General features: G+C 65.3%; 19 protein-coding genes. 8 read left to right on the top strand and 11 right to left on the bottom strand.

Translation table 11 applies throughout. The features are described 5' to 3' along the window. Nucleotides 1-42: 42 nt before the first annotated feature. The 3 genes from AC239G_RS07265 to AC239G_RS07255 are packed head-to-tail and all read left to right on the top strand — an operon-like array spanning nucleotide 43 to nucleotide 2,168. Nucleotides 43-735: a hypothetical protein gene (locus tag AC239G_RS07265; protein ID WP_139907464.1), complete on the top strand. Its 693-nt coding sequence runs from the start codon at nucleotides 43-45 to the stop codon at nucleotides 733-735. After that, entirely contained in the window at nucleotides 723-1,493 is a 771-nt protein-coding gene (locus tag AC239G_RS07260; RefSeq protein ID WP_487490022.1) for a CoA transferase subunit A, read from the top strand. Before AC239G_RS07265 ends, AC239G_RS07260 begins: the two co-directional genes overlap by 13 nt. A 12-nt stretch (nucleotides 1,494-1,505) precedes the next feature. After that, complete coding sequence (locus tag AC239G_RS07255) at nucleotides 1,506-2,168, top strand: CoA transferase subunit B (protein ID WP_101546544.1); 663 nt, start codon at nucleotides 1,506-1,508, stop codon at nucleotides 2,166-2,168. Between the two features lie 408 nt (nucleotides 2,169-2,576). On the opposite strand, the gene manA is transcribed toward AC239G_RS07255, so the two are convergent. The 9 genes from manA to AC239G_RS07210 all read right to left on the bottom strand — a co-directional run bounded on the left by manA (nucleotide 2,577) and on the right by AC239G_RS07210 (nucleotide 15,244). Then, on the bottom strand, nucleotides 2,577-3,896 hold the full coding sequence (gene manA, locus AC239G_RS07250) for a mannose-6-phosphate isomerase, class I (RefSeq protein ID WP_139470273.1): 1,320 nt from the start codon (nucleotides 3,894-3,896) through the stop codon (nucleotides 2,577-2,579). A 290-nt stretch (nucleotides 3,897-4,186) separates the two neighbouring features. After that, on the bottom strand, nucleotides 4,187-6,949 hold the full coding sequence (locus AC239G_RS07245; RefSeq protein ID WP_218973680.1) for an NlpC/P60 family protein: 2,763 nt from the start codon (nucleotides 6,947-6,949) through the stop codon (nucleotides 4,187-4,189). Nucleotides 6,950-7,214: 265 nt separating this feature from the next. Next, nucleotides 7,215-8,735 carry an LCP family protein gene (locus tag AC239G_RS07240; protein ID WP_487490021.1) on the bottom strand — a complete coding sequence of 507 codons (1,521 nt, stop codon included), beginning with the start codon at nucleotides 8,733-8,735 and terminating at the stop codon, nucleotides 7,215-7,217. A 344-nt stretch (nucleotides 8,736-9,079) separates the two neighbouring features. Beyond that, nucleotides 9,080-10,228, bottom strand: a complete 1,149-nt coding sequence (locus AC239G_RS07235) for an acyl-CoA dehydrogenase family protein (protein WP_139470308.1) — start codon at nucleotides 10,226-10,228, stop codon at nucleotides 9,080-9,082. 38 nt (nucleotides 10,229-10,266) lie between these two features. Then, nucleotides 10,267-10,794 (bottom strand): 5-(carboxyamino)imidazole ribonucleotide mutase, encoded by a 528-nt coding sequence (purE, locus tag AC239G_RS07230; RefSeq protein WP_139470269.1) that lies wholly within the window; start codon nucleotides 10,792-10,794, stop codon nucleotides 10,267-10,269. A 78-nt stretch (nucleotides 10,795-10,872) separates the two neighbouring features. Beyond that, nucleotides 10,873-12,075 (bottom strand): 5-(carboxyamino)imidazole ribonucleotide synthase, encoded by a 1,203-nt coding sequence (locus AC239G_RS07225; protein WP_487490020.1) that lies wholly within the window; start codon nucleotides 12,073-12,075, stop codon nucleotides 10,873-10,875. A gap of 66 nt (nucleotides 12,076-12,141) precedes the next feature. Beyond that, nucleotides 12,142-13,413, bottom strand: a complete 1,272-nt coding sequence (locus AC239G_RS07220) for a methyltransferase (protein ID WP_487490019.1) — start codon at nucleotides 13,411-13,413, stop codon at nucleotides 12,142-12,144. A 53-nt stretch (nucleotides 13,414-13,466) separates the two neighbouring features. Next, on the bottom strand, nucleotides 13,467-14,576 hold the full coding sequence (locus tag AC239G_RS07215; protein ID WP_229663886.1) for an alkaline phosphatase family protein: 1,110 nt from the start codon (nucleotides 14,574-14,576) through the stop codon (nucleotides 13,467-13,469). A gap of 80 nt (nucleotides 14,577-14,656) precedes the next feature. After that, nucleotides 14,657-15,244 carry a DUF5998 family protein gene (locus AC239G_RS07210; protein WP_101546592.1) on the bottom strand — a complete coding sequence of 196 codons (588 nt, stop codon included), beginning with the start codon at nucleotides 15,242-15,244 and terminating at the stop codon, nucleotides 14,657-14,659. Between the two features lie 80 nt (nucleotides 15,245-15,324). Between AC239G_RS07210 and AC239G_RS07205 the strand changes: the two genes are divergently transcribed. The 3 genes from AC239G_RS07205 (at nucleotide 15,325) to AC239G_RS07195 (ending at nucleotide 21,733) form a co-directional block, all read left to right on the top strand. After that, a complete protein-coding gene (locus AC239G_RS07205; protein WP_376906828.1) occupies nucleotides 15,325-17,997 on the top strand; it encodes a bifunctional acetate--CoA ligase family protein/GNAT family N-acetyltransferase in 2,673 nt (890 codons plus the stop codon). Nucleotides 17,998-18,274: 277 nt separating this feature from the next. Next, nucleotides 18,275-18,829, top strand: a complete 555-nt coding sequence (locus tag AC239G_RS07200) for a TetR/AcrR family transcriptional regulator (protein WP_139470258.1) — start codon at nucleotides 18,275-18,277, stop codon at nucleotides 18,827-18,829. A 147-nt stretch (nucleotides 18,830-18,976) separates the two neighbouring features. Beyond that, complete coding sequence (locus tag AC239G_RS07195) at nucleotides 18,977-21,733, top strand: DNA gyrase/topoisomerase IV subunit A (RefSeq protein WP_139470256.1); 2,757 nt, start codon at nucleotides 18,977-18,979, stop codon at nucleotides 21,731-21,733. 136 nt (nucleotides 21,734-21,869) lie between these two features. Here the strand turns inward: AC239G_RS07195 and AC239G_RS07190 are convergent, their stop codons facing one another. After that, nucleotides 21,870-23,582: an adenylate/guanylate cyclase domain-containing protein gene (locus AC239G_RS07190; RefSeq protein ID WP_487490018.1), complete on the bottom strand. Its 1,713-nt coding sequence runs from the start codon at nucleotides 23,580-23,582 to the stop codon at nucleotides 21,870-21,872. Next, complete coding sequence (locus tag AC239G_RS07185) at nucleotides 23,582-24,454, bottom strand: biotin--[acetyl-CoA-carboxylase] ligase (RefSeq protein ID WP_139470252.1); 873 nt, start codon at nucleotides 24,452-24,454, stop codon at nucleotides 23,582-23,584. Before AC239G_RS07185 ends, AC239G_RS07190 begins: the two co-directional genes overlap by 1 nt. 67 nt (nucleotides 24,455-24,521) lie before the next feature. On the opposite strand from AC239G_RS07185, the gene AC239G_RS07180 reads away from it, so the two are divergent. After that, the gene (locus AC239G_RS07180; protein WP_139470250.1) at nucleotides 24,522-26,102 is read left to right on the top strand and encodes an acyl-CoA carboxylase subunit beta; all 1,581 of its coding nucleotides are present in this window, start codon (nucleotides 24,522-24,524) and stop codon (nucleotides 26,100-26,102) included. Then, nucleotides 26,099-26,479: a hypothetical protein gene (locus tag AC239G_RS07175; RefSeq protein WP_253903675.1), complete on the top strand. Its 381-nt coding sequence runs from the start codon at nucleotides 26,099-26,101 to the stop codon at nucleotides 26,477-26,479. Before AC239G_RS07180 ends, AC239G_RS07175 begins: the two co-directional genes overlap by 4 nt. Nucleotides 26,480-26,503: the final 24 nt, after the last annotated feature.

Genomic DNA, 26,503 nt, shown 5'->3' with positions numbered 1-26,503 from the left:
CTCCCGACAGACTGCATTCGGAACACAATCATGGAAGCGGATATGGATCTCTCAGTCATCGCGCGCACCGGCGGGCCCGTCCTCATCTGGCGCGGACCCGATTTCGATCGACTCGACCTCACCGGTCCCGTCGTCTCGAACTGGGTGAATAAGGGAGTCGGCCTCTTCGGCGACTACGACCTCGGACCGGACTTCACTCTCTTCGCTCCTCTGCCGGAGGGGCTGCACTGGCGCGAACTCGTCGCTGTCCTCAGTGTCCTGCTGGCAGGGGGCCGCGTCGTCATCGCGCACGAGGCACCGGACGAGGACTTCATGGCCTTCGTCCCCTTCGGCCACGAGGATGATGACCAGGTGGCCGACGCCGACGAGGTCTTCGTCTTCAATCCCCCGGCCCTGGCGCTGAGCACCCCGGTCGATACCGACTTCATCGACGTCAATTCCGCCATCCGCGCCTACCCCGATGTCACAGCGCGTCGCCTCGACGCTTCGGGAATCCTCGAAGTGGACGGTCAGATCATCGACTGGACGAGTTCCGAATCGACCGACGCTGCCCGCCCGCAGGGACTGCTCGCCTCGAACTCGACCCCGCTGCCGAGCGAATGGCCGCGCTTTCTGCAGCACCTCCTCGGCGGTGGTGAGGTCCTGCTCACCAGCAGAGTCGACGATGCTCGCATCACGGACCTGGCCGCCGGGCTGGGAGTGGTCCATGGCACACTGGGCACATGGACAAAGTAGTTGATACCCCCGCAGCAGCGGTGGCCGACATTGCAGATGGATCATCGATCGCCGTGGGCGGCTTCGGTGTCGTGGGCGTGCCCGAATTCCTCATTCGGGCCCTCCAGGACCAGGGAGCCAAAGACCTCGAGGTGATCTCCAACAACGCCGGCGTCGACGGCCGCGGACTGGGCATTCTGCTCGCCGACGGACGACTCCGCCGCATCATCGCCTCGTATGTCGGCGAGAACAAGGAATTCGCCCGTCAGTACCTCTCCGGTGAACTCGAGGTCGAACTCACCCCGCAGGGCACCCTGGCGGAGAAGCTGCGTGCAGGAGGAGCCGGCGTCCCTGGTTTCTACACCATCACCGGCGCCGGGACGCAGGTCGCCGAGGGCGGCATGCCCTGGAAGTACGACGCGGACGGCAACGTCGTCAAGGAATCTCCGGCCAAGGAGACGAAGGTCTTCGACACCTTCGGAGAAGAGAAGGAATACGTCCTCGAGAAGTCCCTGGCTCCCGACTACGCACTTGTGCGCGCCGCGATCGGTGACCGGCACGGCAACCTCGTCTTCCACTCCTCGGCACGGAACTTCAATCCCCCGGCCGCACAGTCGGCTCGCATCACCATCGCCGAGGTCGAAAAGCTCGTCGAACCCGGAGAGATCGATCCGGACATGGTCCACGTGCCTGGCGTCTTCGTCCACCGCGTGGTGCCGCTGACGCCCGAACAGGTGGCGGACAAGCCCATCGAGAAGCGCACCGTACGAGAAGCCTGAGGAGACACAGAAATGTCATTGACACGCAATCAGATGGCGGCCCGTGCCGCCCAGGAACTCGAAGACGGCAGCTACGTCAACCTCGGCATCGGCATGCCGACCCTGGTGCCCAATTTTCTGCCCGAGGGTGTCCACCTCGTGCTCCAGTCGGAGAACGGCCTGCTCGGCGTCGGCCCGTACCCGACCGAGGATGAGATCGACCCCGACCTCATCAACGCGGGCAAGGAGATCGTCACGATGAACCCGGGCGCCGCGTACTTCGACTCAGCGGCGAGCTTCGGGATGATCCGCGGCGGCAAGATCAACGCCGCGATCCTCGGCGCCATGCAGGTGGCCACGAACGGAGACATCGCGAACTGGATGATCCCGGGCAAGATGGTCAAGGGCATGGGTGGCGCAATGGACCTCGTGCACGGTGCCCAGCGCGTCATCGTCATCATGGACCATGTCGCCAAGGACGGTTCGCACAAGCTGTTGAAGTCGTGCGAGCTGCCGCTGACAGGAAAGGGCGTCGTCGAGCGCATCATCACCGATATCGCCGTCCTCGACGTCAGCGGTGACGCGTTCACCCTCGTCGAACTCGCCCCGGGCGTGACCGTCGACGAAGTCAAGGAGAAGACAGGCGCCGAGGTGATCGTCCCCGAGGACGTCCCCACCATCGAGGTCGCCGCCTGAGTTCCAGGTGACCGGCCCGGGCCTCACGCGTGCAGTGTCCGAACGAGGACACTTGGTGATCGAACAGTGGTCACGTTCGGATGCTCTCTCTGATCGCTCAGAAGCATCCGAACGTGACCACTGTTCTGTGTTCTGCTGCCAGCGCACCGCAGTCTTGACCACCCACGCGCTGGCGTCGACCGCCGCCGAACACCGGATTCGTCCGTCAGGACCGTCGGACGTTGCTCGACACCGTCGGAAACGCAGATTGTTGGGTCGATCCACGGTGGTTACGTTGAAGAAATCACCGCGGATCGACCCAACAATTCTGCGGGGGCCCTGCACACCGGTTCGCAGGGGTGAGTAAGCATTCGCTGGGGCGAGTTGAGCAGACGAGCTCAGCCGCCGGTGGTGGCGGACAGCGCGCGCTCAGCGGCCGGCAGCTCCGGAATTCAGTCCGGTGGTCGCTACGAACACATCGCCGTGGCCATCGGCCGTCACCGTCGGTTCGTTGGCCGCGATGAAGGCGCTCTGCCCACGTTCGAGGGTGAGCGTCGAGCCGAGCGAGCTGAGTGTGACAGTTCCCGCGGTGCACAGCACGATCGCCGCACCGCGCCGTTCCACCGTTGTCGTGCGCGGGCACCGCAGTGCCTGCAGAGCGAAGTCATCGGTGGGTCCCAGCAGCATTCCCGAGTGATCGGGTTCGACCATCCGGGGTGCACCGGCGTGGAAGTCCGTGATCTTCGACAGCTGTTCGATGTCGACGTGCTTCGAGGTCAGCCCGCCGCGCACGACGTTGTCGCTCGAGGCCATGATCTCTATGCCTGTGCCGAAGAGGTAGGCATGCAGCACTCCGGCGTCCATGGTCAGCGCTTCTCCCGGCTGCAGGTGAACTCGGTTGAGCATGAGTCCGACCAGCGCGCCGGGGTCATGGGGATAGTCGGTGACCAGCTCGCAGAATGTCTGCGCCGGGTCGACCGCGCTGCCTGACCGGCTGATGTGTCCGACCGGCAGTTCGTCGATCCCATGGGCGGCGACCTCGTCGACGAGCCCGGGCGTCCGCGGATCGCTGAGGATGATTTCAACGGCGCGTGACAGCGCCTTGGATTCGCTGAAAGACTTCAGCGCTGCGATGATCGCTCCGAGCACGTCCAAGGACGGCGGAGTCAGCGGCTGGGAGAGCATCCGTTCGAACGTGGCTCGCACGGCCTTGCGCGGGCGGAACCCCGTGAGCGCGTGGAAGTCGGTGAGCGCGTAGATGAGCTCCGGTTTCGCCGAGGCGTCCTTGAAGTTCCGGTCGGGAGCGTCCAGCGCCGGTCCGGCCGCTTCCTCGGCGGCGAATCCGGCCCGGGCCTGTTCGCGATTCGGGTGCACCTGGATCGACAGGGCCTTGCTCGCCGAGAGCACCTTGAGCAGGAACGGCAGTCGCGCTCCGAAGGACTCGAGGGAGTCGTGGCCGAGCAGACCTTCAGGGTCCCCCACCAGGTACTCGATGAGGTTGGGTCCGAGCCGAGGCTCGGCCTCCGTCGCCACGCCGCCCGTCGGCTGCTGCCCGCCGAGGCGGTTCTGCCGTTCCAGCGGAGCCTGGGACGGCGTGTGCCCGACGTCGAGTCGAGAGGGGCTGACCGGGTGGGCTCCGAGCCAGAGTTCCGCGCAGGGGGTGCCGTCCGGGACTGTGCCGAGGATCGCGGGAATCGCGTCGGTGCTGCCCCATTCGAACTTCTTGACCGTATTGTGCAGACGATGCACTGCGGGCCCCCTTTTGACAGGATCGATTTGGATTCACATCCGGTGATTTCCGGTTGTGCTCAGTCCAGCCTAGCCCCGCTGTCGTGGCCGGGGTCGGCACTTCACTGACTGTTCAGCCGAAGTCACAATCTATTCACCGCTTGTCACCTGCGCAGATACATATCGACCGGTCACTGCCGCAACCGGAATCGTCCGGGAAACCAGACAGTGCCCCGAGGGAGATCCACAATGGGTTCGTCCTCGGGGCACTGTCCGGCAGGCGCTGCACGCCCTGTCCTCGATGCCTGGTGTCAGCCGACTACGCGGATGACCTTGGCTCCACGGTTCAGCATCCAGCTGTAGCTGCGCTTCGTGGTGTTCGTCCGCGTCGAGCCGGCATCGTACATCTGGCCCTTGGTCTCGGAGATGATTCCGATATGACCGGGGATCCAGATCAGGTCGCCGGCCTTGGCGTCCTTGAGCGAGATCTCCTTGCCGGCGTAACGCTGCTGACTGGTTGTGCGCGGCAGCTTGATGCCGTTCTTGCCATAGACGTACTGGGTGTAACCCGAGCAGTCCCAACCGGACTTCGGCGAGGTCCCGCCCCAGACGTACTTGACGCCGAGGTTGGCCTTCGCATCCTTGATGATGGACGCACGCTGGGCCGCGATCTTCTCGGCCTTGGACGGCTTGTCCTTCTTCTTGTCGTCGTCCTTCTTCTTGTCGTCCTTGGACTTGTCGTCCTTGGACTTGTCGTCCTTCTTGGAATCATCCTTGGACTTATCGTCCTTCTTGGAATCATCCTTGGACTTATCGTCCTTCGAGTCCTTGTCGTCTGCAGAACCTTCCCCGGAGTCTGCAGGCGACTTGTCATCGGTGGAATCGTCTCCCGGCGGCGTCGCGCCGCCCGGAGCATTGTCGTCGCTGACTCCGCCGGCGATCGAACCCTTGGGAGAGAACTCGGTGGTTCCGTAGCCTTCGGCCCAGACCAGACGTGCGCCTTCGAAGAGCTGCTCACCGCGGCCCTTCTTGTAGACCACGTCCGACTTGGGGTAACCGAGGTGACCCTTGACGGTCCCCTTGTCACCCCAGTACTTCATGATGGTGCCGGAGGTGTAGTGGGCGCCGGTGTTCTTCGACCAGTAGAACGAGCCCTTTTCGAAGCGCTGTGCGACGCCCCCGCCCTTGAGGCCGCCCTTCTCCGCAGAGGTGGGCAGCCCCAAGTCGGTGACTGCATTGCCCTTGTACGCCGAAGCGATCGCTCCGGACAGGTGGTAGGCACCGGTCTTCTTGGACCAGTAGACAGTGCCCTTCTCGAACTTCTGTGCCTTGGCGCCAGAAACGCCCTTGACGTCGTATTCCTTGCCGAGAGCCTTGCCGAGCTTGTTCTTCTCGGCGTACTTCTCGATCGAGGTCTTCGCCTTCGGCTTCTCGGTCTTCTTGTCGTCGTCCTTGGACTTGTCGTCGTCCTTGCTGTCGCTGGGCTGTTCGCCGGTCTTCAGGATCGAATTGACCGTCGAACGCATCTCACCCAGCTTGGCGTAGAAGGCGTCACCCGGGCAGTCGGTCTGCCCCAGATCGCGGTGGCCGACCAGGTTCGACTTCGTCGCTTTGGAGATTCCGTTGATCGAGAACTTCCAGGCGATCGCCGAGGCGACGGCATCGCGTGTCTTCTTCGGCGGGGCCGCGCTGTTGTAGGTACCCAGCACGGAGATGCCGAAGGTTCCGGTGTTGTGTCCGGCGACGTGAGCGCCGATGACGGCCTTCGAAACGTCACCGCCGCGAGCGTGCCAGAGGCGGCCGTACTTGTCTGCGACGACGTTGTATCCGATGTCGTTCCAGCCGCGGCCCTGCTGGTGGTAGGCCTGGATACCGCGGATGATTCCGGGAACATCGGCAGCCGAGTAGCTGTTCGAACCGGAGGTGTGGTGAACGACGGCCTGCTTGATGCCGCTGGCGTAATCGGGGCTGCCGCGGTAGGCCTTGGCACCCCACGAGCTGCGCGAGCCGATCTTCGGCTTCGACACCTTCTTCGCCACGGTGTCCACCGTCGACGATCCGGGTACGTAGTTCTGGTTGGTCACCGTCGCGCCGGCGGCCGCATCGACGTTCTCTGCGGATGCCGCCTCGGCGTCGGTCGAGTCCTCGGTCGACTGCTCCGGCGCGGTTTCAGCACCGGCAGAGTCGCCGCTGACCTGATCGTCGAGCTCGACGGGATCGTTCTCGGCGACGGCCTGAGCGTCGCCGGCGTCCCGCTTCGGATCGACGAGGACGAGTTCGGCCTCGCTCGGCGCGGAGTCACCGAGGATGCGCATCTGCACAGCGGAAGCGTTCGACACCGTCATCGGCTCCGAACCCTTGTTCTGGGCTTCTTCCTGCTGCTCTTCGTCCAGGGTGTCCCAATTGCCCCATTCCGAACCCTGCTTGGTGCGGACCTGGATGCGGATATTGGACTTCGACTCGGAGAAGGTGAAGCCGACAAGGCTCGGGTTGTTCGCGGGAACGTCGAGGACATCGGAGATGAGCGCGATGTTCACTCCGTCTTCGGTCTTCTGACGGACCGAACCGGAGATGTCGTCTTCGCCCTCGGCCTTCGACTCGTCGGACGAATCCTTCGCGTCCTCGTCCTCGGACTTCGGGGTCTCGGTCTCTGCACCCTCGGCAGGAGCCTGCTCGGTCTCGGACGGCGCCGATCCCTCGGACGGCGCCGATCCCTCGGACGGCGCGGCGTCGTCGCCCCCGGAGGTCAGTCCGGCGGAGACGTTGTTGACCGAAGCCGCAGATGCCGACGCCGAAGCGTTGACGATATCGGGCACCTTGGCCGAGGCCAGTGCAGTCTGCGACTTGAAGATATTCGGCAGATTGCTCGTGGCGCTCTGGTTGGCGGCAGTGGCGGTGGAATCACTGGAATCGCGGGCACCGGGGACGTTGAGTCCCTCTTTGCTGACGTTCAGCGCCTCTTTGGACACATCAGGCGTCGTCGTGGCTGCGGAAGCCGACGGTGCCGTGACCGCTAAGGTGCCGACCAGCGCAATAGAAGCGCAGCCCGCAACAGTGGGCAATAGATATTTCATCGTTACAGCCTTTTCGAGGAAGACAGGGAAGTTCAGGCCTCGAGGTCCCCTTCACCGTTGGCAGAACGGTGGGCAACCCCAACATCTCAAAATTGTTACACATTTTCGGCGTGTCAGACTAGCCACAGAGCAGAATATTCTAATTACACGAGTGTGGTTCCCAGTATTGACAAGGGACACACCGAGCAAAAGATTTTCCCGGAATCGTCATGGGATCGACCGATTCGGTAATTGGTCTCATCACGACCGACCTCACAGCAGCGCCTCACGGCACGTAGCAGATCGCCTTTGCGTCGGCTTCTTCGCCTTTGTCAGCTGAGGTGTCGCCGGCACCCTGTGCCAGCAGCTGCGGCCCTGAACCGGAGTTCGGATCGAGTCCCGCATCGACTCCGGCAGCGGCTGACAGGTCGCTTCCGGGAACCGAGAACGCGCCTTTGTCCTCTTCGGAGGACTTCGACGACTCCTCGATCTTATCGGCTACCAGCTGATGTGCCACATCGAAGTCGGGCTGTGACGGAGTGATACGCGGCGGGGTGAGGTCGACGGATTCGATCTTCTGCGACTTCACCTTGAGCGCGAGGTCGACGAACGAGTCCACCTGAGACGAGGGGATATCAGTCGACACGGCCCCCGGAGTGGCTTTCGCAATCGACTGGTAGCGGGTGAGGACGGTGGCCGGGTCGAGCTGTTTGACCATCGCCGTCTGCACGCAGCGCTGGCGGACCATCCGCTCGTAGTCGCTGGAGAACTCTCGGGAGCGGGCGAACCACAGCGCATGGAAGCCGTCGAGCTTCTGTTTGCCCGGTTCGATCCATCCCTTGACCGGCCCATGCTCGCCCGTGGTCGGATCGACCTTCGACGAGATCGGCACTCGCTTGCCGGAGACGAGGGTGATTCCGCCGAGGGAGTCGATGAGGTTCTCGAATCCCTTGAGATTGATCATCGCGTAGTACTGGACCTCGAGTCCGGTGGCGCCCGAAACGGCGTCCATCGTCGCCTGCTCGCCGGCAGTCTTCGGGTCCTCGAACTCATCTTTGTGCTGTTCGCCCTGCTGGAAGACGGCATTGAGCAGACATTCGTCCCCGCAGTTGTATCCCTGCGGGTAGTGCTTGTGCAACGGCGAGTCGTCCGGGAACGGCACGTTCTCCATATTCCGAGGCAGGCCGATGATGACGGTTTTGCCGGTCTTCGCATCGATCGAGACCAGCGACAGCGAGTCCGGTCGGATTCCTGTCCGCCCTTTTCCGGCGTCCGAACCCAGCAGCAGGATGTTGTATCGGCCGTCGACGGGTTTGAGTGCCTTGCCCGAGGCGAACAGGTCGCTCATCAGTCCGCGCTGCGAGTTGAGAATCGTCGTCCCCCAAGCCAAGGGACCCACGACGATGAGCAGGAGGGCACAGAAGGCCGCCACGAAGCGTTTGCGGGCCCTTCGGGAGATCGTGACGATCCGGATGCGCCGCAGGGTGTCGAACAGGCACACCGCCCAGTTGATCGCGATGACGGGCACCCAGATGGTCAGAAAGGTGAGGATGAAGGGGTTCGTGCCGATGGTGAAGAGGAACGTCCGGCTGATGAGGACGATCACACCGGCGATCAGGGCAAGGATCCAGCTGATGGCGGTGATCGACAGAGAGATCTTCGCCCAGCGGCGGTGGCCGAAGAGCAGCTGCACTCCCCCGGGCACGAGAGCCGTGACGAGCAGCAGAAGCCACGCCCGCACATCACGCGTCGGCTGCGAAGCATACGACGGGTGGCGGATCGGGTCCACATATCTCGTCTCAGCCACTGACTTCCCTTCGCTTCAGGCTCTGCTCACGGACTGCTTCCGGCATCGACATCCGCGGGTGGCCACACGGGCCGTATCGCCCCATCGGGTGTCCACAGCAGACAACTGTGCCAAAGACACTTCAGAGTCCACTGTGTTCACCTATTGTGTCGCGTGAGAACCATCGATTCCGGCACATCCGCGCCGCGCATGTCGGATTCGTCGCGTGTGCGATTCTTCACAGACAGAAGAACGGGCGCCGCAGACTCCCGTCTGGGGAATCCGCGGCGCCCGTTCGATACAGACCGGACGGCACCGTGCAGCCTTGACCAGGTGCGGCCTGCCGCAGAGCGTCCGAACCCGGTTCAGGCGAGGAGTTTGCGTCCCATCACCATCCGCTGGATCTGATTGGTGCCTTCGTAGATCTGCGTGATCTTCGCATCGCGCATCATCCGCTCGACCGGGTGGTCCACGACGTAGCCGGCACCGCCGAGCAGCTGCACGGCGTCAGTGGTGATCTCCATCGCGGCATCGGAGGCGAAGGCCTTCGCCGCGGCGCCGAAGTACGTGAGGTCCTCATCGCCGCGTTCGCTCTTGGCGGCAGCGGTGTAGGTCAGCTGGCGTGCCGCCTCGAGCTTCATGCCCATATCGGCGAGCATGAACTGGATCGCCTGATTATCGGCGATCGACTTGCCGAACTGCTGCCGATCCTTGACGTAGGCCAGGGCGTAGTCGAGCGCGCCCTGGGCGACGCCGACGGCCTGCGCGGCGATCGTGACTCGAGTGTGGTCGAGGGTGCGCAGGGCGATCTTCAGGCCTTCCCCGGGCTCACCGACGATGCGGTCGCCGGGCAGGCGGACATTGTCGAAGAGGAGCTCGCGGGTGGGCGAGCCCTTGATGCCGAGCTTGCGCTCCTTCTCACCGAAGGTGAAGCCCTCATCGGACTTCTCGACGACGAAGGCGGAGATGTTGCGTCCGCGGGCTCCGTCGGGGTCGGTCACGGCCATGACCGTGTAGTACTCGGATTCTCCGGCGTTGGTGATCCAGGTCTTGACACCATTGAGGATCCAGTCGTCGCCGTCGCGTTCGGCGCGGGTCTTCATCGATGCGGTGTCGGATCCGGCTTCGCGCTCGGACAGTCCGTAGGAGAATCCTGCTTCTCCGGCGGCCACGGACGGGAAGTACTTCTTCTTGATCTCTTCGCTGCCTCCGAGCTGGACGGGCATGCTGCCGAGCTTGTTCACAGCCGGAATGAGCGAGGACGAGACGCAGCCGCGTGCGACCTCTTCGATGATGATCGCCACGGCCAGCGCATCAGCGCCCATGCCCCCGTACTCTTCGGGGATGTGCGCGGCGAAGAAGTCCGTCTCGACGAGGGCGTCGTGCGCCTCCTGCGGGTAGCGGGAGTCCGCATCGACCTCGGCCGCGAACGGCGCGATCTTCTTCTCGACGACATTGCGGACCGCGGCGCGGATCTCTTCGTGCTCTTCGCTGGGCTGGTACAGGTCGAACATCATTCTCCTCAGACTTATCAAACGTTCAGCAAGCCCTATTATTCCTGCAGTGCCCGGCCTTTGTCGAGAGCGACCTGCCGCAGCTGGCTCCGATAGTCGTCGAGACGCGTGCGCACAGCCTCGGCTTCGGCGCCCTGACCTGCCCCGAGGATGCGCGCCGCCAGCAGGCCGGCGTTCTTGGCGCCGCCGATCGAAACGGTGGCCACGGGAACTCCTCCGGGCATCTGCACGATGGACAGCAGCGAGTCCATTCCGTCGAGGTACTTCAGGGGCACGGGGACTCCGATGACCGGAAGCGAGGTCATCGAAGCGATCATTCCGGGCAGATGGGCCGCTCCCCCGGCTCCGGCGATGATAACCCGGACGCCTCGCGCGGCCGCGGACTTCGCCCAGTCGACCATGTCCTCGGGCATGCGGTGGGCGGAGACCACCTCGGCGCTCGATTCGATGCCGAGTTCGTCGAGGGCGTCGGCGGCTGCTTTCATCGTCGGCCAGTCCGAGTCCGAGCCCATGACGATGCCGACCGGAGCCGCCGTGTCAGTGGAGTCTTCATTCGCTGTGGTCATCTGTGCTTCCTTCGTTGCAGGCGGTTGATATCCGCGTATCGGTGCCGGGTGGGTCCGGGGTGCAGTCGGCGCCGGGACTCAGCGTGCGCCGGGTTCGCTCTCGGCCCGGAGATTCTCCGGAGCGGGCATCTGAGGATGCGGATCGACGTCGACGCCGGCGATGAAATCGGCGGCATGCCGCGCTCGAGCGAGCACGAGCTGCCGATCCTCGCCGTAGGCGTTCACGTGGCCGACCTTCCGACCCGGGCGCACCCCCTTGCCGTAGAGGTGAACCTTGACCGCCGGGTCGTGAGCCATGACGTGCAGGTACGGCTGATAGAGGTCCTCATGATCAGCGCCGAGGATGTTGACCATCACGGACACGTCCTCCCGTGCCGCGGGGCTGCCGAGCGGAAGGTCGAGGACCGCGCGGAGGTGCTGCTCGAATTGACTCGTCACCGCTCCGTCCTGGGTCCAGTGACCGGTATTGTGCGGACGCATCGCGAATTCGTTGATGAGGAAGCCCTCGGCGGTCTCGAACATCTCCATCGCCATGACGCCGGTGACTTCGAGGGTGCCGGCGACAGTGAGGATCGCTTCGGTGATGGCCCGCGCCTTCTCATCACGCAGATCGGGAGCCGGGGCGATGGCCTCCTTGCACACGCCGTTCTGCTGCCAGGTCTCGACGACCGGCCACACTGCGGTCTGCCCCATCGGCGACCTTCCGACCATGACTGCGAGCTCCCGGGTGAAGTCGACCTTCTCCTCGGCGAGCAGCTGGGGCAACTCGTTCAGCCACTCGACGGCCTCGTCGAGGCTGTCGATGACGCGCACGCCCTTGCCGTCATAGCCTCCGCGGGGCGTCTTGAGGATGAATGGGTATCCGACGCGAGCGGCGAACGCTTCGACATCGGCGGCCGAGGTGATCTCCGCCCATGCGGGGTTGGGCAGACCGAGTTCGTCCATCTTCGTACGCATCCGGATCTTGTCCTGGGCGAAGATAAGGGCATCGGGTCCGGGGCGCACTGCATGTCCGGCCTCGACGAGAGCCTGCAGATGCTCCGGTGGGACGTGTTCGTGGTCGAAGGTGATGACGTCGACGGTCTCGGCGAAAGCCTTGAGCGTCGGGTAGTCCGTATAGTCACCGACGGTCACCTCGTTGATGACCTGTGTGGCGGGGGCGTCGGCGGTCTCCGCGAGAACGGAGAAACGGACGCCGAGGGCTTCTGCGGCGGGGGCGAGCATGCGTGCCAGTTGTCCGCCGCCAATGACACCGATTCGAGGAAAAGTCACGTGTTCCATCCTATCTTCCGCGCCGGTCGCGGATCGACTGCGGTCAAATTGTGGATCGGCCGAGCGGTCGGCAGCTCATCTCAGTCCCAGTCGCCACAGTGAGGTCACTTCGGCGCTGCGGGCAGCGTGGAGCGCGTCGGCGGTATCAGCGGCGCGGGGATGGCGGGGCACCGTGTCGATGCGTTCGAGCACGCGCAGTCCTGCCGCCTCGATGCGTTCGCGGAGCTCACCTGAGGGCCTGAGGCCCAATCGTTCGGCGAGGTCGGAGATGATCAGCCATCCCTCCCCAGCCGGTGTGAGGTGGTCGGTCAGCCTCTCGACGAAGCGATGGAGGACAGCGGAGTCCGGATCGTAGATGCCGATCTCGAGTGCGGAGGTCGGCTGGGCCGGCAGCCACGGCGGATTGCACACGATGAGGTCGGCACGACCGGGCGGAAACAGGTCGGTCTCGATCACGCTCACATCGGCACCAGGACAGAGACGGTCGAGGTTCTCACTGGCGCAGGCGACGGCGCGCGGGTTGATGTCGGTGGCCACCACTGTCGCAGCGCCGCGCCGCAGCAGGATCGCGGCGAGGACTCCGGTCCCCGTTCCGAGGTCGAATGCGGTGCCGGTCGTCTGCGCGGAATCCGTGTCGGTCGAAACCGGACCGACGTTCCTTCCCCACGGCAGGGGCGTCTGCGCGACGAGATCGAGGTACTCTCCCCGCACAGGCGAGAAGACGCCGTGGCGCGGATGGACGGAATCGCCCAGAGCCGGGATCTCGACTCCTCGCAGCTGCCATTCATAAGCGCTGAGCACTCCGCCGAGTTCGGTGAGCGACACGCAGACCGGTCCGTCGGCCGGGCCGTAGGCGGCGCGGCAGGCGGCGGCGACGTCGGGGGCACGGCGCAGGGCGAGGTCGAAGTCCGGGCCGAGCTCGACGACGACTCTGCCGAGCAGCCGGGCCCGCTGCTCGATGGCGTCACGTTCCGCGAAGAATGACAGCGCGGGATCGAGAGCAGGGCCATCGCTGTCCCCGGGTCCCACGAATCGGTCTCTGCCCCGTCTGTCGCGGGATCGACCCCGGCCGCCGCGACGGCCGCCGGAACGTCGACCCCCTGTGCCTTCACGGGTTCCGCCGCGGTCGCCTCTGAGCCGACGGCTCATCGCCTGGACGAGTTGACGGCCGTTGTGGAAGTCTCCGCGCCACAGCAGTCCCACTCCGGCGCGTGTCAATCGGCAGGCTTCGTCGGCGGTTGTCTCGTCTCCGATGATCTGCACAGTCGCGGGAGGCGGCGCCCCGTTCTCAGAATGCCAGTGGGCTGTGCGGCCGATGCCGTCCTCAGTCCAGCGGATCGTCGTCAACGGGTGCTCCCAGAAGGTCGGTGGTGAGTCATCTCGGCTGCAGTCGGCACCGCTCACACGACGAGCAGCGGGATCTCCAGCTCCTGCTCCGTGGTGGAACCATGGTGACCGATGAGGGCCAGCGCCGAGGCGGATTCCACTTCCGAATCGACCACGGCGAAGCCATCGGTGCAGATGACGAGGAAATCCCCGATCCGCGGATAGACGTGCGGGGCGACTGGACCGAAATAGCCGCGGTCGATCGCCGAGGCCTTCGGCAGGATGAGCCCGCGGTCGTCGAGCGTCTCCTGCCAGACCGAGAGCACGTCCGCCTCCGCGCCCTCAGCAGCGTAGAGATGCAGTGCGCGCGGCTCTCCGCCGACGTGGCGCAGGCCGGCCTTGAGCTCAGGGAGTTCAGCGAGGTCGAAACGACGTTCGTGGTCGACGTCGACCATGCCGTGGTCGGCGGTGATGAGCATGGTCGCGTCGTGCGGCAGGTCGGAGGCGAGTCGGGACAGGGCGAGATCGACGCGTTCGAGTTCTTCTGTCCAAGCGGCGGAGTCCGCACCGTGCACATGACCGGTCTTGTCGAGATTGCCCCAATAGAGGTAGACGAGGCGGCGACCCGGAGCCCTCGCCTCGGCGAGAGCCTGGGCACAGCGCTCCTCCAGGCTCTTCGAGTCCCGGAATCTGCCTCCGCGCAGCGAGGCCCGGTTGAGGCCGCGTCCGGCGAACTTCTTCTCTCCGAGGCTGACCACATCGATTCCGGCATCGGTGAGGCGTTCGAAGAGCGTCGCATCGGGGACCCAGGCGACGGGGTCGACGTCGAGGTTCCACGTCAGCTGGTTGAACACCGCGTCCTTCTCCGGGTCGAGGACGCGGTAGCCGACCACGCCGTGGGCGCCGGGCAGGCGGCCCGTGGCCAACGACGACAGAGAGTTCGCCGTCGTCGACGGGAATCCGGCGGACAGGGTACGGCGTGTTCCGGCCTGCGACCGGAAGAAGGGAGTGTACCCGCTGTAGCGGCGCAGCTGCTGCTCCCCGAGACCGTCGATGAGCACAACGATCGTCGCCCGGGACTCCCGGTCGAGTCCGAGCGTTCGTGCACGATCGGACATCGGCGCATCGAGGGCGTCGGCCGCACCGAGGCTCAGCGCCGCGGCGGGAACGACATCGGAGAGCATGGGACCCGCATAGTCCGGGGGCCCCAGGTGCTCAGCACCGGATGGGTCCTGCTGCCTTTGACTCGTCGAGTCCTCGCTCATCAGCGGCGCGACCGCAGCCGGGCGTGGAAGACTGCGGCGCGCAGCTTCCCGGCGAAGTCGGCCATTCGGTCGACGGCGGCCTGCCCTTCGGCCTCGGCCGAGACCCGGAGCATGACATCCTCGGCGAAGATCGATCCGCCGTATCCGTGATCGCCCATGCAGTTGGGATCTCCGCAGGTCTCGGGGAAGGCCTCGATGCGCTTCGACGCACCCCAGGACATGGTCAGCGAAACCTCGACGGGCTTGTCACCGGGCTTGTAGGCGGCCGGATCGGCGAACGTGCGGCCGACCATCACGGTACCCAGGCGATCGAGTTCGATGTCCTCGCTGCTCGTGACGGCGCGGGGTTTGGCGCCGGGTTCCGCGTTCGGATCGTCATCGACGTGAGCCAGTAGGAGGCGGGTCTCGGTGAGGACGAAGGCGGTGACATGCCGGTGGATGGATTCGATGTCGACATGTGTGTCGATGTGGACGAAGTGGGCCAAGACCGGTTCGTCGTAGAGCGAGTCGGCGAGGATGCCCTGAGTGAGCTGGGGATAGTAGCCGGCCGACTGCAGATCGTGAACGAGAACTTCGGGTAATGCCATGCCCACTATTGTGCCCCACTCCTCTGACTTGTCCCAGCGAGGTCGGCCATATCAGGACGCCCGACGCATATGCTGGGACCATGGAAGACTATCCTGCCGGGTGGGAAGCCGATGTCGTCCTCCGCGACGGCGGCACCGCCCACCTTCGCCCGATCACCCCTGACGATTCCGCTGCTCTGGCCCGCATGCACGAGGCCCAATCGCCGGAGTCCGTCTATCTGCGCTTCTTCGCTCCGCTGCCCCGGCTTCCCAAACGCGACCTCGACCGCTTCGTCAACGTCGACCACCACGACCGAGTGGCGCTGATCATGCTCATCGGCGACGACATCATCGGCGTCGGCCGCTTCGATCGGATCACCGACACCGACGCCGAGGTGGCGTTCAACATCGCCGACGCCCACCAGGGTCGCGGGGTCGGTTCGATCCTGCTGGAGCATCTGGCCGCGGCCGCGCGCGAATCGGGGATCCAGCGATTCACCGCCGAGGTGCTTCCCCAGAACCGGTCGATGCTGCAGGTCTTCCAGGCCGCCGGCTACGAGGTCTCCCGCGGTTTCGATGACGGTGTCGTGGCCGTGAAGTTCGACATCGATCCCACGGCACGGTCCATCGAAGTGCAGGCCTCCAGGGAACACAGGGCCGAGGCCCTGAGCGTGCGCACGGTCCTCCACCCCGCCTCGGTGGCGGTGATCGGCGCCAGCCGCAAACGCAACTCCACCGGACATCTGCTCATCCGCAACATCACGGCCGCGAAGTTCACCGGCGACCTGTGGGTCGTCCACCCCGAAGCCGATCAGATCGCCGGCGTCCAGGCCTATCCGAGCCTCGCCGATCTGCCGGGCAAGGCCGACCTCGCGGTCATCGCCGTGCCCGCCGAGTCCGTCACCGAGGTGGTCAAGGACTGTGCCGTGCACGGGGTCAAAGCCGTGCTCGTCATCTCCTCCGGATTCGCCGAGACCGGTCCCGAGGGGGCCGAACTCCAGCGCCGCATGGTCGCAACCTCCCGCGCCTACGGAATGCGCGTGGTCGGGCCGAACTCCTTCGGATTGGTCAACGAGGCCGCCGACATCTCGCTCAACGCCTCTCTGGCCCCGTTCCTCCCGGCTTCCGGAACGCTCGGGCTCTTCAGTCAGTCCGGGGCGCTGGGCACCGCCCTGCTCGCGGCGGCGAAGACCCGCGGACTGGGCATCTCCACCTTCGTCTCCGCAGGCAACCGCGCCGACCTCTCCGGCAATGACCTCCTCCAGTATTGGGAGGAGGATCCGGCCACGCAGACCGTCGGTCTCTACCTCGAATCCATCGGCAACCCGCGCAAGTTCTCGCGCATCGCCCGTCGAGTCTCGCGCGTCAAACCCGTCGTCGTCATCAAGTCCGACCTCACGGGGCGGGAGCTGCCGCCCGGGCATATCGTGCGTACCTCTTCCCTGGCGCCGAACACCCTCGACCAGGTGCTCGAGCAGGCGGGAGTGATCCGCGCGGATACGATCCACCAGCTCTTCGACCTCACCCAGGTGTTCTCGACCCAGAAGCTGCCGGCGGGCCGCCGGGTCGGGGTCATCGGCAACTCCGCGGCGATGAGCACCCTGATCATGCAGCGCGCCCGTTCCGAAGGTCTGCGCGTCGACACCGAGCCCGTGTCCCTGCACCCCGAGGTCGATGCGGAGACTTTCCGGACCGAACTCGATGCGATGTATGCCCGCGACGACGTCGACTCGGTCATCGTCACCTTCACCCCGTCGGCCGGTGCGGAGGAGACGGAGATCGCCGGCCTGCTGTCCGAGTCGGCCGCACGCTCGGGGAAGACCACGGTCGCCTGCTTCCTCGGCATCCACGGTGTCCAAGACGAACTGACCACGTACCTCACCGATGAGGCCGGCAGCCGGGTCTCCCACACCGTCCCCAGCTATATCGGTCCCGAAGATGCTGTGTGGGCTCTGGCCAGGGCCACGGACTATGCCCGGTGGAGGGCCGCCGACCACGGGCGCTACACCGAGCTCGACGACATCGATGACAAGAAGGTGCGGACGATCATCGACGCAGCCCTGGAGGGGGCACAGCCGGGCTCCCCCGTCAGGCTCGAACGCGACGACGTCCGCGACCTGCTCAGCGCCTACGGAATCGAGGTGCTTCCCTACGTCACGGCCTCCTCGGTGGACGAAGGAATCGCCGCGGCTGAGAAGATCGGGTATCCGGTCGCCCTCAAGGCCGTGACCACGGTGCTGCGGCACCGGATGGAGCTCGGCGGTGTGCGCCTGAACATCGACACCCCAGAGGAGCTCGCCGAGGATTTCACCGCGATCCAGGAGACCATCCGGCAGCTGGCCGGTGAGGATGAGCCGCTCGTCGACGTCCAAGCTATGGCCCCGCATGGTGTCCCCTGCGTCCTCCGCGCCGGTGAGGATCCGCTGCTCGGTCCGCTGCTGGCGTTCTCTTTGGCCGGGGACACCACGGAGCTGCTCGGCGATGTCGCTCATCGGGTTGCCCCGATCACCGACAAGGAGGCCGGGGACATGATCCGGTCGATCAAGGCCTCCCCGCGGCTGTTCGGCTATCGCGGTCTGCCGCCGATGAACATCGAACCGCTGCGCAATGTGCTGGAGAGGCTCGCTGTGCTGGTGGAGAACCATCCGCAGATCCTCGAGCTCGTCATCCACCCGATGGTCGCCACAGAGACCGAGTCGCATGTTCTCAGCGCCCACGTCGACCTCCTGCCCGACCCGACTCGGATCGACAGCACCCGTCGACTGCTGAGCTGAGACGGATCGGAGCAGACGCCCGCCCAGCTGAAAGGAGAATCCACACCCGCCGCAGGCCGTCTTCGAATTTCACTGTCACAGCGGCATATTGGCGCGTCCTATACCAATTCGCAGACTTGACGGGTAGTGTCTGTATCCGTTCACCACGAAATGTTATGAATTCGTGTTTTAATGAATGGCCGCTCCGGCGGCCATTGTCTGTGGCCAGTCACTGGTCATCCACCGTCCCAGGCGCCCGCGTTCAGCAGGTGTCCCATGAGAGCGAGGCCTCACAGTCATGATTTCGCGCAGAGACGTCGTCACCGACTCCGCGATCGCCGTAGTCGCCGAACAAGGAGTCCGCGGACTCACCCATCGGGCAGTCGATGCACTGGCCGAACTGCCGGTGGGGTCGACTTCGAATGTCTACCGCACCCGCGATGCCCTGATCACCGGAATCATGGAACGCATCGGAGAGCTCAACTCCCAGCAGCTCGAACGCCTGCCGGAGCTGGTACGTGCTCCGGGCGCTGACCCGATCGAGGTCGCCATCGACTTCTGCATGAACTGGCTGACCACGGACCGCAACCGGTTCTACACGATGATGATGCTCAGCCTGGATCCGGCTCTGCCGCCTGAGGCAGTGATCGCCAAGGAGAAGAACCTCCGCGCGATCAGGGAATTCATCATGCGCTTCGCCGGCATCGACGCCGAATACGCGCAACGGGTCAACAGCTCGGTCGCGGGCATGATGGTCAGCGAACTCGTCGCCGGCACGGCTGAGCGCTCGCATGTCGAGGCATACCTCAAGGAGTTCTTCCAGTGGCTGCGCAGCGGCCGCGACGATGCCTGAGCTCCGACACGACCCCTCCGGGAACGCCCGATTGAGCAGGAGTTCGCAAATCGAACGCTAGAATCGACGGGTGCCCTCCCCCGCTGAGGTCTAGCCTCGGCGCGGGCGGGTGTTCGAATCGAACAGTTCGTGCGTCAAAGGAGTTCCATGCCCGAAGGCAGAGTCATCGAAGTCGACGTCTCCTCAGAGATGGAGAGTTCGTTCCTCGAATATGCGGTCTCGGTCATCCACTCCCGCGCACTGCCCGACGCCAGGGACGGCCTCAAACCCGTCCAACGGCGCATCGTCTACCAGATGGGCGACATGGGGCTGCGCCCCGACCGCGGACATGTGAAGTCCTCGCGCATCGTCGGCGATGTCATGGGCAAGCTCCACCCGCACGGCGACACCGCGATCTACGACGCCCTCGTGCGCCTCAGCCAGGGCTTCATCATGCGTGTGCCCCTGGTCGACGGCCACGGCAACTTCGGCTCCCTCGACGATGGTCCCGCTGCCCCGCGCTACACCGAGGCTCGACTGACGACCGCGTCGATGCACATGATCGCCGGGCTCGACGAAGACGTCGTCGACTTCGTGCCGAACTACGACAACACGCTCACCCAGCCCGAGGTCCTGCCCAGCGCCTTCCCGAATCTGCTCATCAACGGCGCCTCGGGCATCGCCGTCGGCATGGCCACGAACATGGCCCCGCACAATCCCGGCGAAGTCATCGCCGCCTGCGCCCACCTCATCCGCAATCCCGATGCCGGACTCTCGGAGCTCATGCGCTACATCCCCGGCCCGGATCTGCCCACCGGCGGACGGATCATCGGCCTCGACGGAGTGCGCGAGGCCTATGAGACCGGTCGCGGCACCTTCCGCACCCGCGCCACCGTGTCCATCGAGAACATCAGTGCCCGCCGCAAGGGAATCGTCGTCACCGAGCTGCCCTACCTCGTGGGACCGGAGAAGGTCGTGTCGAAGGTCAAGGACGCGGTCGGGGCGAAGAAGCTGTCCGGAATCGCCTCGATCGATGACTATTCGGATCGCAAGAACGGCATGCGTCTGGTCATCGGCGTGAAGAACGGCTTCAACCCCGAGGCGGTGCTGGCCGAGCTCTACCGCCAGACTCCCCTCGAGGAATCGTTCAGCATCAACAACGTCTGCCTCGTCGAGGGACAGCCGCGGACCCTGGGACTGCGCGAGCTGCTCATGGTCTACCTCTCCCATCGCATCGACGTGGTGCGCAGGCGCACGGTCTTCCAGCTGCGCAAGGCCAAGGACCGGCTCCACCTCGTCGAAGGTCTGCTCATTGCGATCCTCGACATCGATGAGGTCATCCAGCTCATCCGCTCCTCGGACGATGCGGCCACGGCCCGCACCCGCCTCATGGACGTCTTCGAGCTCTCCGAGCTGCAGGCGACCTACATCCTCGATCTGCAGCTGCGTCGGCTCACGAAGTTCTCGCGTCTCGAACTCGAGGCCGAACGCGACGAGCTGAAGAAGACGATCGACTACCTCGAATCGCTGCTCGCCGATGAGGCGAAGCTGCGGGAACTCGTCGCCTCGGAACTGGAGTCCACGGCCGAGGTCATCGGCTCTCCGCGACGCACCGTCCTCATCGAAGGCTCGATGAAGGAGCTGACGGCCAAGGGCAAAAAGGCTCCGACGAACCTCAAGATCGCCGATTCTCCCTGCCGGGTGCTGCTGTCGACCTCCGGACGCATTGCGCGCACCTCGGATGCCGCTCCGCTGGCACGTGAGGGTCGCCGCTCCAGCCATGATGCGCTGGTCTCGGAGATCGTCACCACCACTCAGGGCAAGGTCGGCGCCATCACCACCACCGGTCGACTGCACATGGTCGACGTCGTCGATCTGCCCGCCCTGCCGCCGGCCGCGGCACGGCCCAATGTCGCCGGCGGTGTGAAGATCGCCGAATATGCGGCGCTGGAGAAGAACGAGAAGATCATCGGTCTGATCGACCTCGACCGGGAATTCGTCCTCGGCACCGCCGACGGCGTCGTCAAACGCGTGTCGGTGGCCGGTCGGCCGAACAAGAACGAGTGGGAAGCCATCACCCTCAAGGGAAAGGACTCCGTCGTCGGGGTCGCCCAACCCGAGGACATCGACGATTCCCTCTCCGTATTCGTGACCTCGAATGCTCAGCTGCTCGCCTTCGACGCCTCCGGTCTGCGTGCACAGGGCTGGAACGCCTCGGGTGTGGCCGGAATCAAGGTGGCCGCCGAGGCGAAGGTGATCTTCTTCGGAATGACTCCGAAGGCGGCGAAGACCGACGAGGACGGTGCCGCGGATGCCGAGCTCGGCAGCTTCGCGGTCGTCACGATCGCCAGCGGTGAGAACTTCTACGGCGCCCCTTCGTCGTCGATCAAGGTCAGCGAATTCTCCGAGTTCCCGACCAAAGGGCGAGCCACCTCCGGGGTGCGCGCCCACAAGTTCCTCAAGGGCGAGACCGAACTGTCACTGGCCTGGGTCGGCGACTCTCCGCAGGCTGCTGCCACCGCCGGCGGTGCACGCACGCTTCCGGCCGAACTGTCCCGTCGCGATGGGACGGGATCGCCGTTGGAATCGAAGATCGATGTCATCGGCACCCTGCCCCGCCTCGGCGGTGCCGAATCCGCCGACCGTTCCCCGGCGGCCGACGGCGACGAATCGGCTGAGGCATCAGCCGAAGCTGACGCTGATTCTGCATCCGGCACCGGCGAAGAGAAGCCGAAGTCCGGCGGAAAGCGATCAGCACGCAAGGAGCAGCAGGGGCAGCAAGGACTGGCGACCAGTTTCGATGAGCTCGATCTCGACCTCGATGAGGCCAAGGACGAGATCGCGCGGTCGAAGTTCGACACCGAAGGCGCCGTGATCGTCTCTCATGACGATGACGACGAGGACGACGACTCCGCCCTGTTCTGAGCTCGGACCGGCCCTGACGGAGAGCCCTGCTCTGGCGAACCACTCGGCCCGTCGGCCGTTTCAGCAGCTGAGCCCAGCACCCCGGTGCTGGGCTCAGCTGTCTGCCGCCTGTGCTGTCAGCGGCCGCTGCAGCCGCTCACTGGTCTGAGTTCTCGGGATCGTCGTCGAGGTCGAGGCGCATCTTGGCTGCCGTGCCGCGCTTCATCTCACCGATGGCGGTCTCGCCGAGTCCGTGCAGCGAAATCGAATCGCGCGGTTCGAAGACGTAGTCGTCCGAGGCCGAGAGCACTCGTGCGGTCTCCTCGTCGGTGAAGATCGTCCCGGGATCGGCCACGGCCGTCAGGCGGGCGGCGAGGTTGACGCTGGAGCCGAAGATATCGCCGAGGCGGGAGAGCACCCGTCCCCAGACGAAGCCGACGCGCGCCTGGGGCAGGTCCTCGGCGGCGGTCACGCGCTCCATCAGCGTCATGGCGATCTCGGCCCCGGCCAGAGGGGTCGACGCGGCGAAGAACACTTCATCGCCGACGGTCTTGATGACCCGTCCGCCGCCGGTGGCGACGATGTTGTAGGCCATGCCCTGGAACTCCTGGACCATGTCCGCCAGCTGCCGTGGCTCCATCTTCTGCGACAGGCGGGTGAAGGAGACGAGATCGATGAATCCGACGGCGCGGGCCAACGGCATCGAGGAGTCGTACCAGCCCTGCCTGTTGTCCATGGCCAGCCCGTCGGAGACATTGACGTTGAGACGGCCCATGACGTCGGCGAGGTTGCGCCGCCAGGAGTAGGTGAGCATCTTTTGCAGCGGGTCGATCATCTCTTCGACGACGGCCAGGGCATCCCGGCGTGCTTCCGGGTCGGTCAGTCCCTTCTCCTCGGTGAGGAATTCGACAAGGGTCTCCATCTGCCAGACGACGAGGCGGTCCGTCGTCTGGCCGATCGCCCTGGCCAGGGACAGCGCGGTGGTCTGGTCGATGAGACCGTCGGCGACGGGCTTGGCCCAGATCCGCAGGGCGTGCGCATCGCTGACGGTGTAGGCCTTATCCGTCGGCTTCGCCTGGGACATGCCGAGGGCCCGCCACATCTTCCGGGCCGAGACCGTGGAGATCCCGCCGAGTTTCGCGGCCTCCCGTCGGTCGAGGACGCGCTTGCCGTCGAGCAGGATCTCTTCGAGTCGTTCGGCCGCGGTTCGGGTCTCATAGATCGTGTCGTCGAAGTCGGGACCGTCCGCGTCGAGAGCTCCGTCGGCGTCGTCCTCGTCGATGATCGGCAGCGCTGTGGTGCGCGGATCCTCACGCAGTCCGCTGAAGAAGTCCTCATCGACGTCGATGTCCGGGTCGGCCGCATCCGCATCCGCATCGGCAGCATCCGCATCGGCAGCATCCGCGGGGGGTGCGCCAGGATCAGCCGTGACCTCGTCGGCGAGCTGCGCGCCGACCTCTCCTGCCTGAGGAGCGGACCCCGTCAGGCCGCCGACAGGCTCGTCATCGCCGTCGACGTCATCATACGGATCGCCCGCACTCGACTCGGCCGCCTCCTCGGGGAGGGTGTCCGGGGAACGATCGTCCGCCTCGGCGGTCGACGAGGTCTCACCGTCGTCCTTCGGCTCCGGGCTCGGCGAAGAATCGGGGGCGGACCGGCTATCCGACTCCGTCCGGGGTACGGCATCGGACTGGGACTGAGCGGTCGGCTGCGATGCGTCGGCGGACCGGGGCGCGTCGCTGTGCGACTGGGTGCCGGCGTCGGCCGGCCGAGTCTCTGCGGAGGTGCCTGCGGCTTCTCCGACCTCGGGTGTGCCCAGCCGTTCCGGTTCGACGATGTCGAATCCGGCGGTGAAGTCCGAAACCGCCATCAGTCTTGGCTCCTCTCCGCAGCGGTCGGGGCCGCGGCCGGACGCAGATGGTGGACGTCTCCGGCGCTTAAGCACACCTGATCGTCGATGATGAGGTCGGCTCCTGCGTCCAGCCCCGTGGCGGTGCCGATGATGTCGGAACCGTCAGGCTTCTCCACCCGAACCCGCGACCCGAGCGTCACCATATGATCACGCACTCTCCGCGCTGTGCGGCTGTCGCGGAAATCCTCATCTCCATAGTCGATCAGCTCTCTGTAGCAGGGGATCAGTGTGCCGAGAATCGAGACTAGCAATGCTTCATGATCAATTTCTGAACCGTCGATTCCGGTTTCGATCGCTATTGAGCTCGCGTCTTCGCGCGGCAGATCAGCAGGCTCCAACCGGGTGTTCAGCCCCATCCCCAACACGATCTGCGGTCCGCCGGCCAGGGGTTCGACGCGTGCGAGGATCCCGCACAGCTTCCTGCCCTCGGCGGTGAGCACGTCGTTGGGCCATTTGATCGCAGCGGGCACTCCCGCCTCGGTGACGGCGGAGTGCACGGCCTCACCGGCGATGAGCGGGATCCATCCCCATTGGGAGAACCCGGCCGGGGGTGTGAGCAGAATCGACCACGTCAGCGACCGGCGGGCGGGTACCGTCCAGGTCCGGCCCAGTCGGCCGTGTCCGGCGTTCTGGAAGTCGGTGCCGCGGATGGTGAATTCGGCCACGGGCGAACCGGCGTCGGCTCCTTCCCGGACCACTCGCGCAAGTTCGTCATTCGTCGACGTGCAGCTATCGTCCCAGATCAGCGGCGGGAGCGAGAGACCACGATCCGCAGCGGTGCGGCGCACTGAGTCGACGTCGACGAGAAGGGAATTGTGTTGGCTGTTCACCAGACCACTCTAGATTCTTTTGGTGAGAGTGCACAACGAAGTCTCACGTCATCGTTATTGTGGAGACATGACGGATACCCCACGGACCACAGCCGAGCGCATCGACGCATTCACCCAGCGCCGAGAAGCAGCCCACACGGGCAATCAGCGCTCGGTGGACAACCAGCACAAGCGCGGCAAACAGACCGCCCGTGAACGCATCGACGCTCTCCTCGACGCCGACTCCTTCCAAGAGATCGACGAATTCGCCCGCCATCACAATCACCAGTTCGGGATGCAGGACAACCGCCCCGACGGTGACGGAGTCGTCTGCGGATTGGGCACGATCGAAGGCAAGACCGTCGCGGTCTTCGCTCACGACTTCACCGTCCTCGGCGGATCCCTCGCCGAAGCCAACGGCCGCAAGATCGTCAAGGTGCAGAAGCTCGCTCTCAAGCTCGGCTGCCCGATCATCGGCATCAACGACTCGGGAGGCGCCCGGATCCAGGAGGGCGTCGGATCGATTGCGCTGTTCGCCGAGATCTTCCGCCTCAATGTCGCCTCGTCGGGAGTGATCCCCCAGATCTCGCTCATCATGGGTCCCTCGGCCGGCGGCGCCGTGTACTCCCCCGCACTGACCGACGTCACGATCATGGTCGATCAGATCAGCCACATGTACATCACCGGCCCCGACGTCATCAAGACCGTCACGGGAGAGTCCGTCGGCCATGAGGAGCTCGGCGGCGGACGGACGAACAACACCGTGTCCGGAAACGCGCACTACCTGGCCTCGGATGAGGACGATGCGCTCAACTATGTGCGCGATCTGCTTTCGTTCCTGCCGCAGAACAACCTCGACCCGGCCGATGCCGACGAGTTCGAGTCCGATCTGTCGGTGACTCCCGAGGACGAGGCGCTGGATACGCTCATGCCGGATTCGCCTTCGCAGCCCTACGACATCCTCGACGTCGTCACCACGATCCTCGACGACGGCGATTTCCTGCAGGTCTCCGAGCTCTTCGCTCCGAACGTCGTCACCGGCTTCGGCCGCGTCGAAGGTGTGAGCGTCGGCGTCATCGCCAACCAGCCCATGCAGCTGGCCGGCACCCTCGACATCGACGCCTCGGAGAAGGCCGCACGCTTCGTGCGCCTCTGCGATGCCTTCAACCTGCCGATCCTCACCTTCGTCGATGTGCCCGGGTTCCTGCCGGGCACCGACCAGGAGTACGGCGGCATCATCCGCCGCGGCGCCAAGCTCATCTACGCCTACGGCGAGGCCACCGTTCCGCTCGTCACCCTCATCACCCGCAAGGCCTACGGCGGCGCGTACTGCGTGATGGGGTCGAAGCAGCTCGGTGCCGATATCAATCTCGCCTGGCCGAGCGCGCAGATCGCGGTCATGGGCGCCCAGGGTGCGGCGAACATCGTCTATCGCCGTAAGCTCAAGGCCGTCGAAGAGGCCGGAGAGGACGTCGAAGCGGCGCGTGCCGAACTCATCCAGGACTACGAGGATGCGCTGCTCAACCCGTACCTGGCCGCCGAGGAAGGCTACATCGACGCCGTCATCAAGCCGAGCGAGACCCGCAGCCGGATCGTGCGTTCCCTGCGTGCGCTGAAGAACAAGCACGTCGACGCTCCCGCGCGCAAGCACGGTAACATCCCCCTATGAGCGATGATCTGCAGACCGACGCCGAGGCGGACCTGCCCGGCGAAGTCGACGCCGAGGTGACCGGCCCCGGCGAGGACGCGGCCGCCGAGGAGGGCGCGGCCACAGCCTCAGACGGGGCGCTGCGGGTGCCCTCCGTGGAGGGACGCTCACAGGTGCGCGCCGATGATGGCGAACCGATCAGCGACGAGATGGCCAGTGCGGCGGCTGTGGCCGCGGTCGTGGCGATCCGTCAGGTGGCGATCGCCTATGCGGCCCAGCAGGCCAGCGCGGAGGCCGAGTCCGAAACCCGCAAGGGCGATCGGGCGGGTTTCCGGGCTCCACGCCGCAATGTGCGCAAGCGCCTCCCCCAGACCTGGGACCAGCACCTGGGTCGCTGAGGCCCCGCCGGACCCGGCCCTCGA

The sequence above is a fragment of the Brevibacterium sp. Lmc1 genome (assembly GCF_057654315.1).
Note: the sequence above shows the minus strand (reverse complement) of the source record. Positions and strands in the feature narration are given on the sequence as shown.

Coding starts and splice junctions, on each gene's coding strand:
- AC239G_RS07265 (WP_139907464.1), top strand. CDS start 43: ATGGATCTCTCAGTCATCGCGCGCACCGGCGGGCCCGTCCTCATCTGG.
- AC239G_RS07260 (WP_487490022.1), top strand. CDS start 723: ATGGACAAAGTAGTTGATACCCCCGCAGCAGCGGTGGCCGACATTGCA.
- AC239G_RS07255 (WP_101546544.1), top strand. CDS start 1,506: ATGTCATTGACACGCAATCAGATGGCGGCCCGTGCCGCCCAGGAACTC.
- AC239G_RS07245 (WP_218973680.1), bottom strand. CDS start 6,949: ATGAAATATCTATTGCCCACTGTTGCGGGCTGCGCTTCTATTGCGCTG.
- AC239G_RS07235 (WP_139470308.1), bottom strand. CDS start 10,228: ATGTTCGACCTGTACCAGCCCAGCGAAGAGCACGAAGAGATCCGCGCC.
- purE (WP_139470269.1), bottom strand. CDS start 10,794: ATGACCACAGCGAATGAAGACTCCACTGACACGGCGGCTCCGGTCGGC.
- AC239G_RS07225 (WP_487490020.1), bottom strand. CDS start 12,075: ATGGAACACGTGACTTTTCCTCGAATCGGTGTCATTGGCGGCGGACAA.
- AC239G_RS07215 (WP_229663886.1), bottom strand. CDS start 14,576: ATGCTCTCCGATGTCGTTCCCGCCGCGGCGCTGAGCCTCGGTGCGGCC.
- AC239G_RS07210 (WP_101546592.1), bottom strand. CDS start 15,244: ATGGCATTACCCGAAGTTCTCGTTCACGATCTGCAGTCGGCCGGCTAC.
- AC239G_RS07205 (WP_376906828.1), top strand. CDS start 15,325: ATGGAAGACTATCCTGCCGGGTGGGAAGCCGATGTCGTCCTCCGCGAC.
- AC239G_RS07200 (WP_139470258.1), top strand. CDS start 18,275: ATGATTTCGCGCAGAGACGTCGTCACCGACTCCGCGATCGCCGTAGTC.
- AC239G_RS07195 (WP_139470256.1), top strand. CDS start 18,977: ATGCCCGAAGGCAGAGTCATCGAAGTCGACGTCTCCTCAGAGATGGAG.
- AC239G_RS07190 (WP_487490018.1), bottom strand. CDS start 23,582: ATGGCGGTTTCGGACTTCACCGCCGGATTCGACATCGTCGAACCGGAA.
- AC239G_RS07180 (WP_139470250.1), top strand. CDS start 24,522: ATGACGGATACCCCACGGACCACAGCCGAGCGCATCGACGCATTCACC.
- AC239G_RS07175 (WP_253903675.1), top strand. CDS start 26,099: ATGAGCGATGATCTGCAGACCGACGCCGAGGCGGACCTGCCCGGCGAA.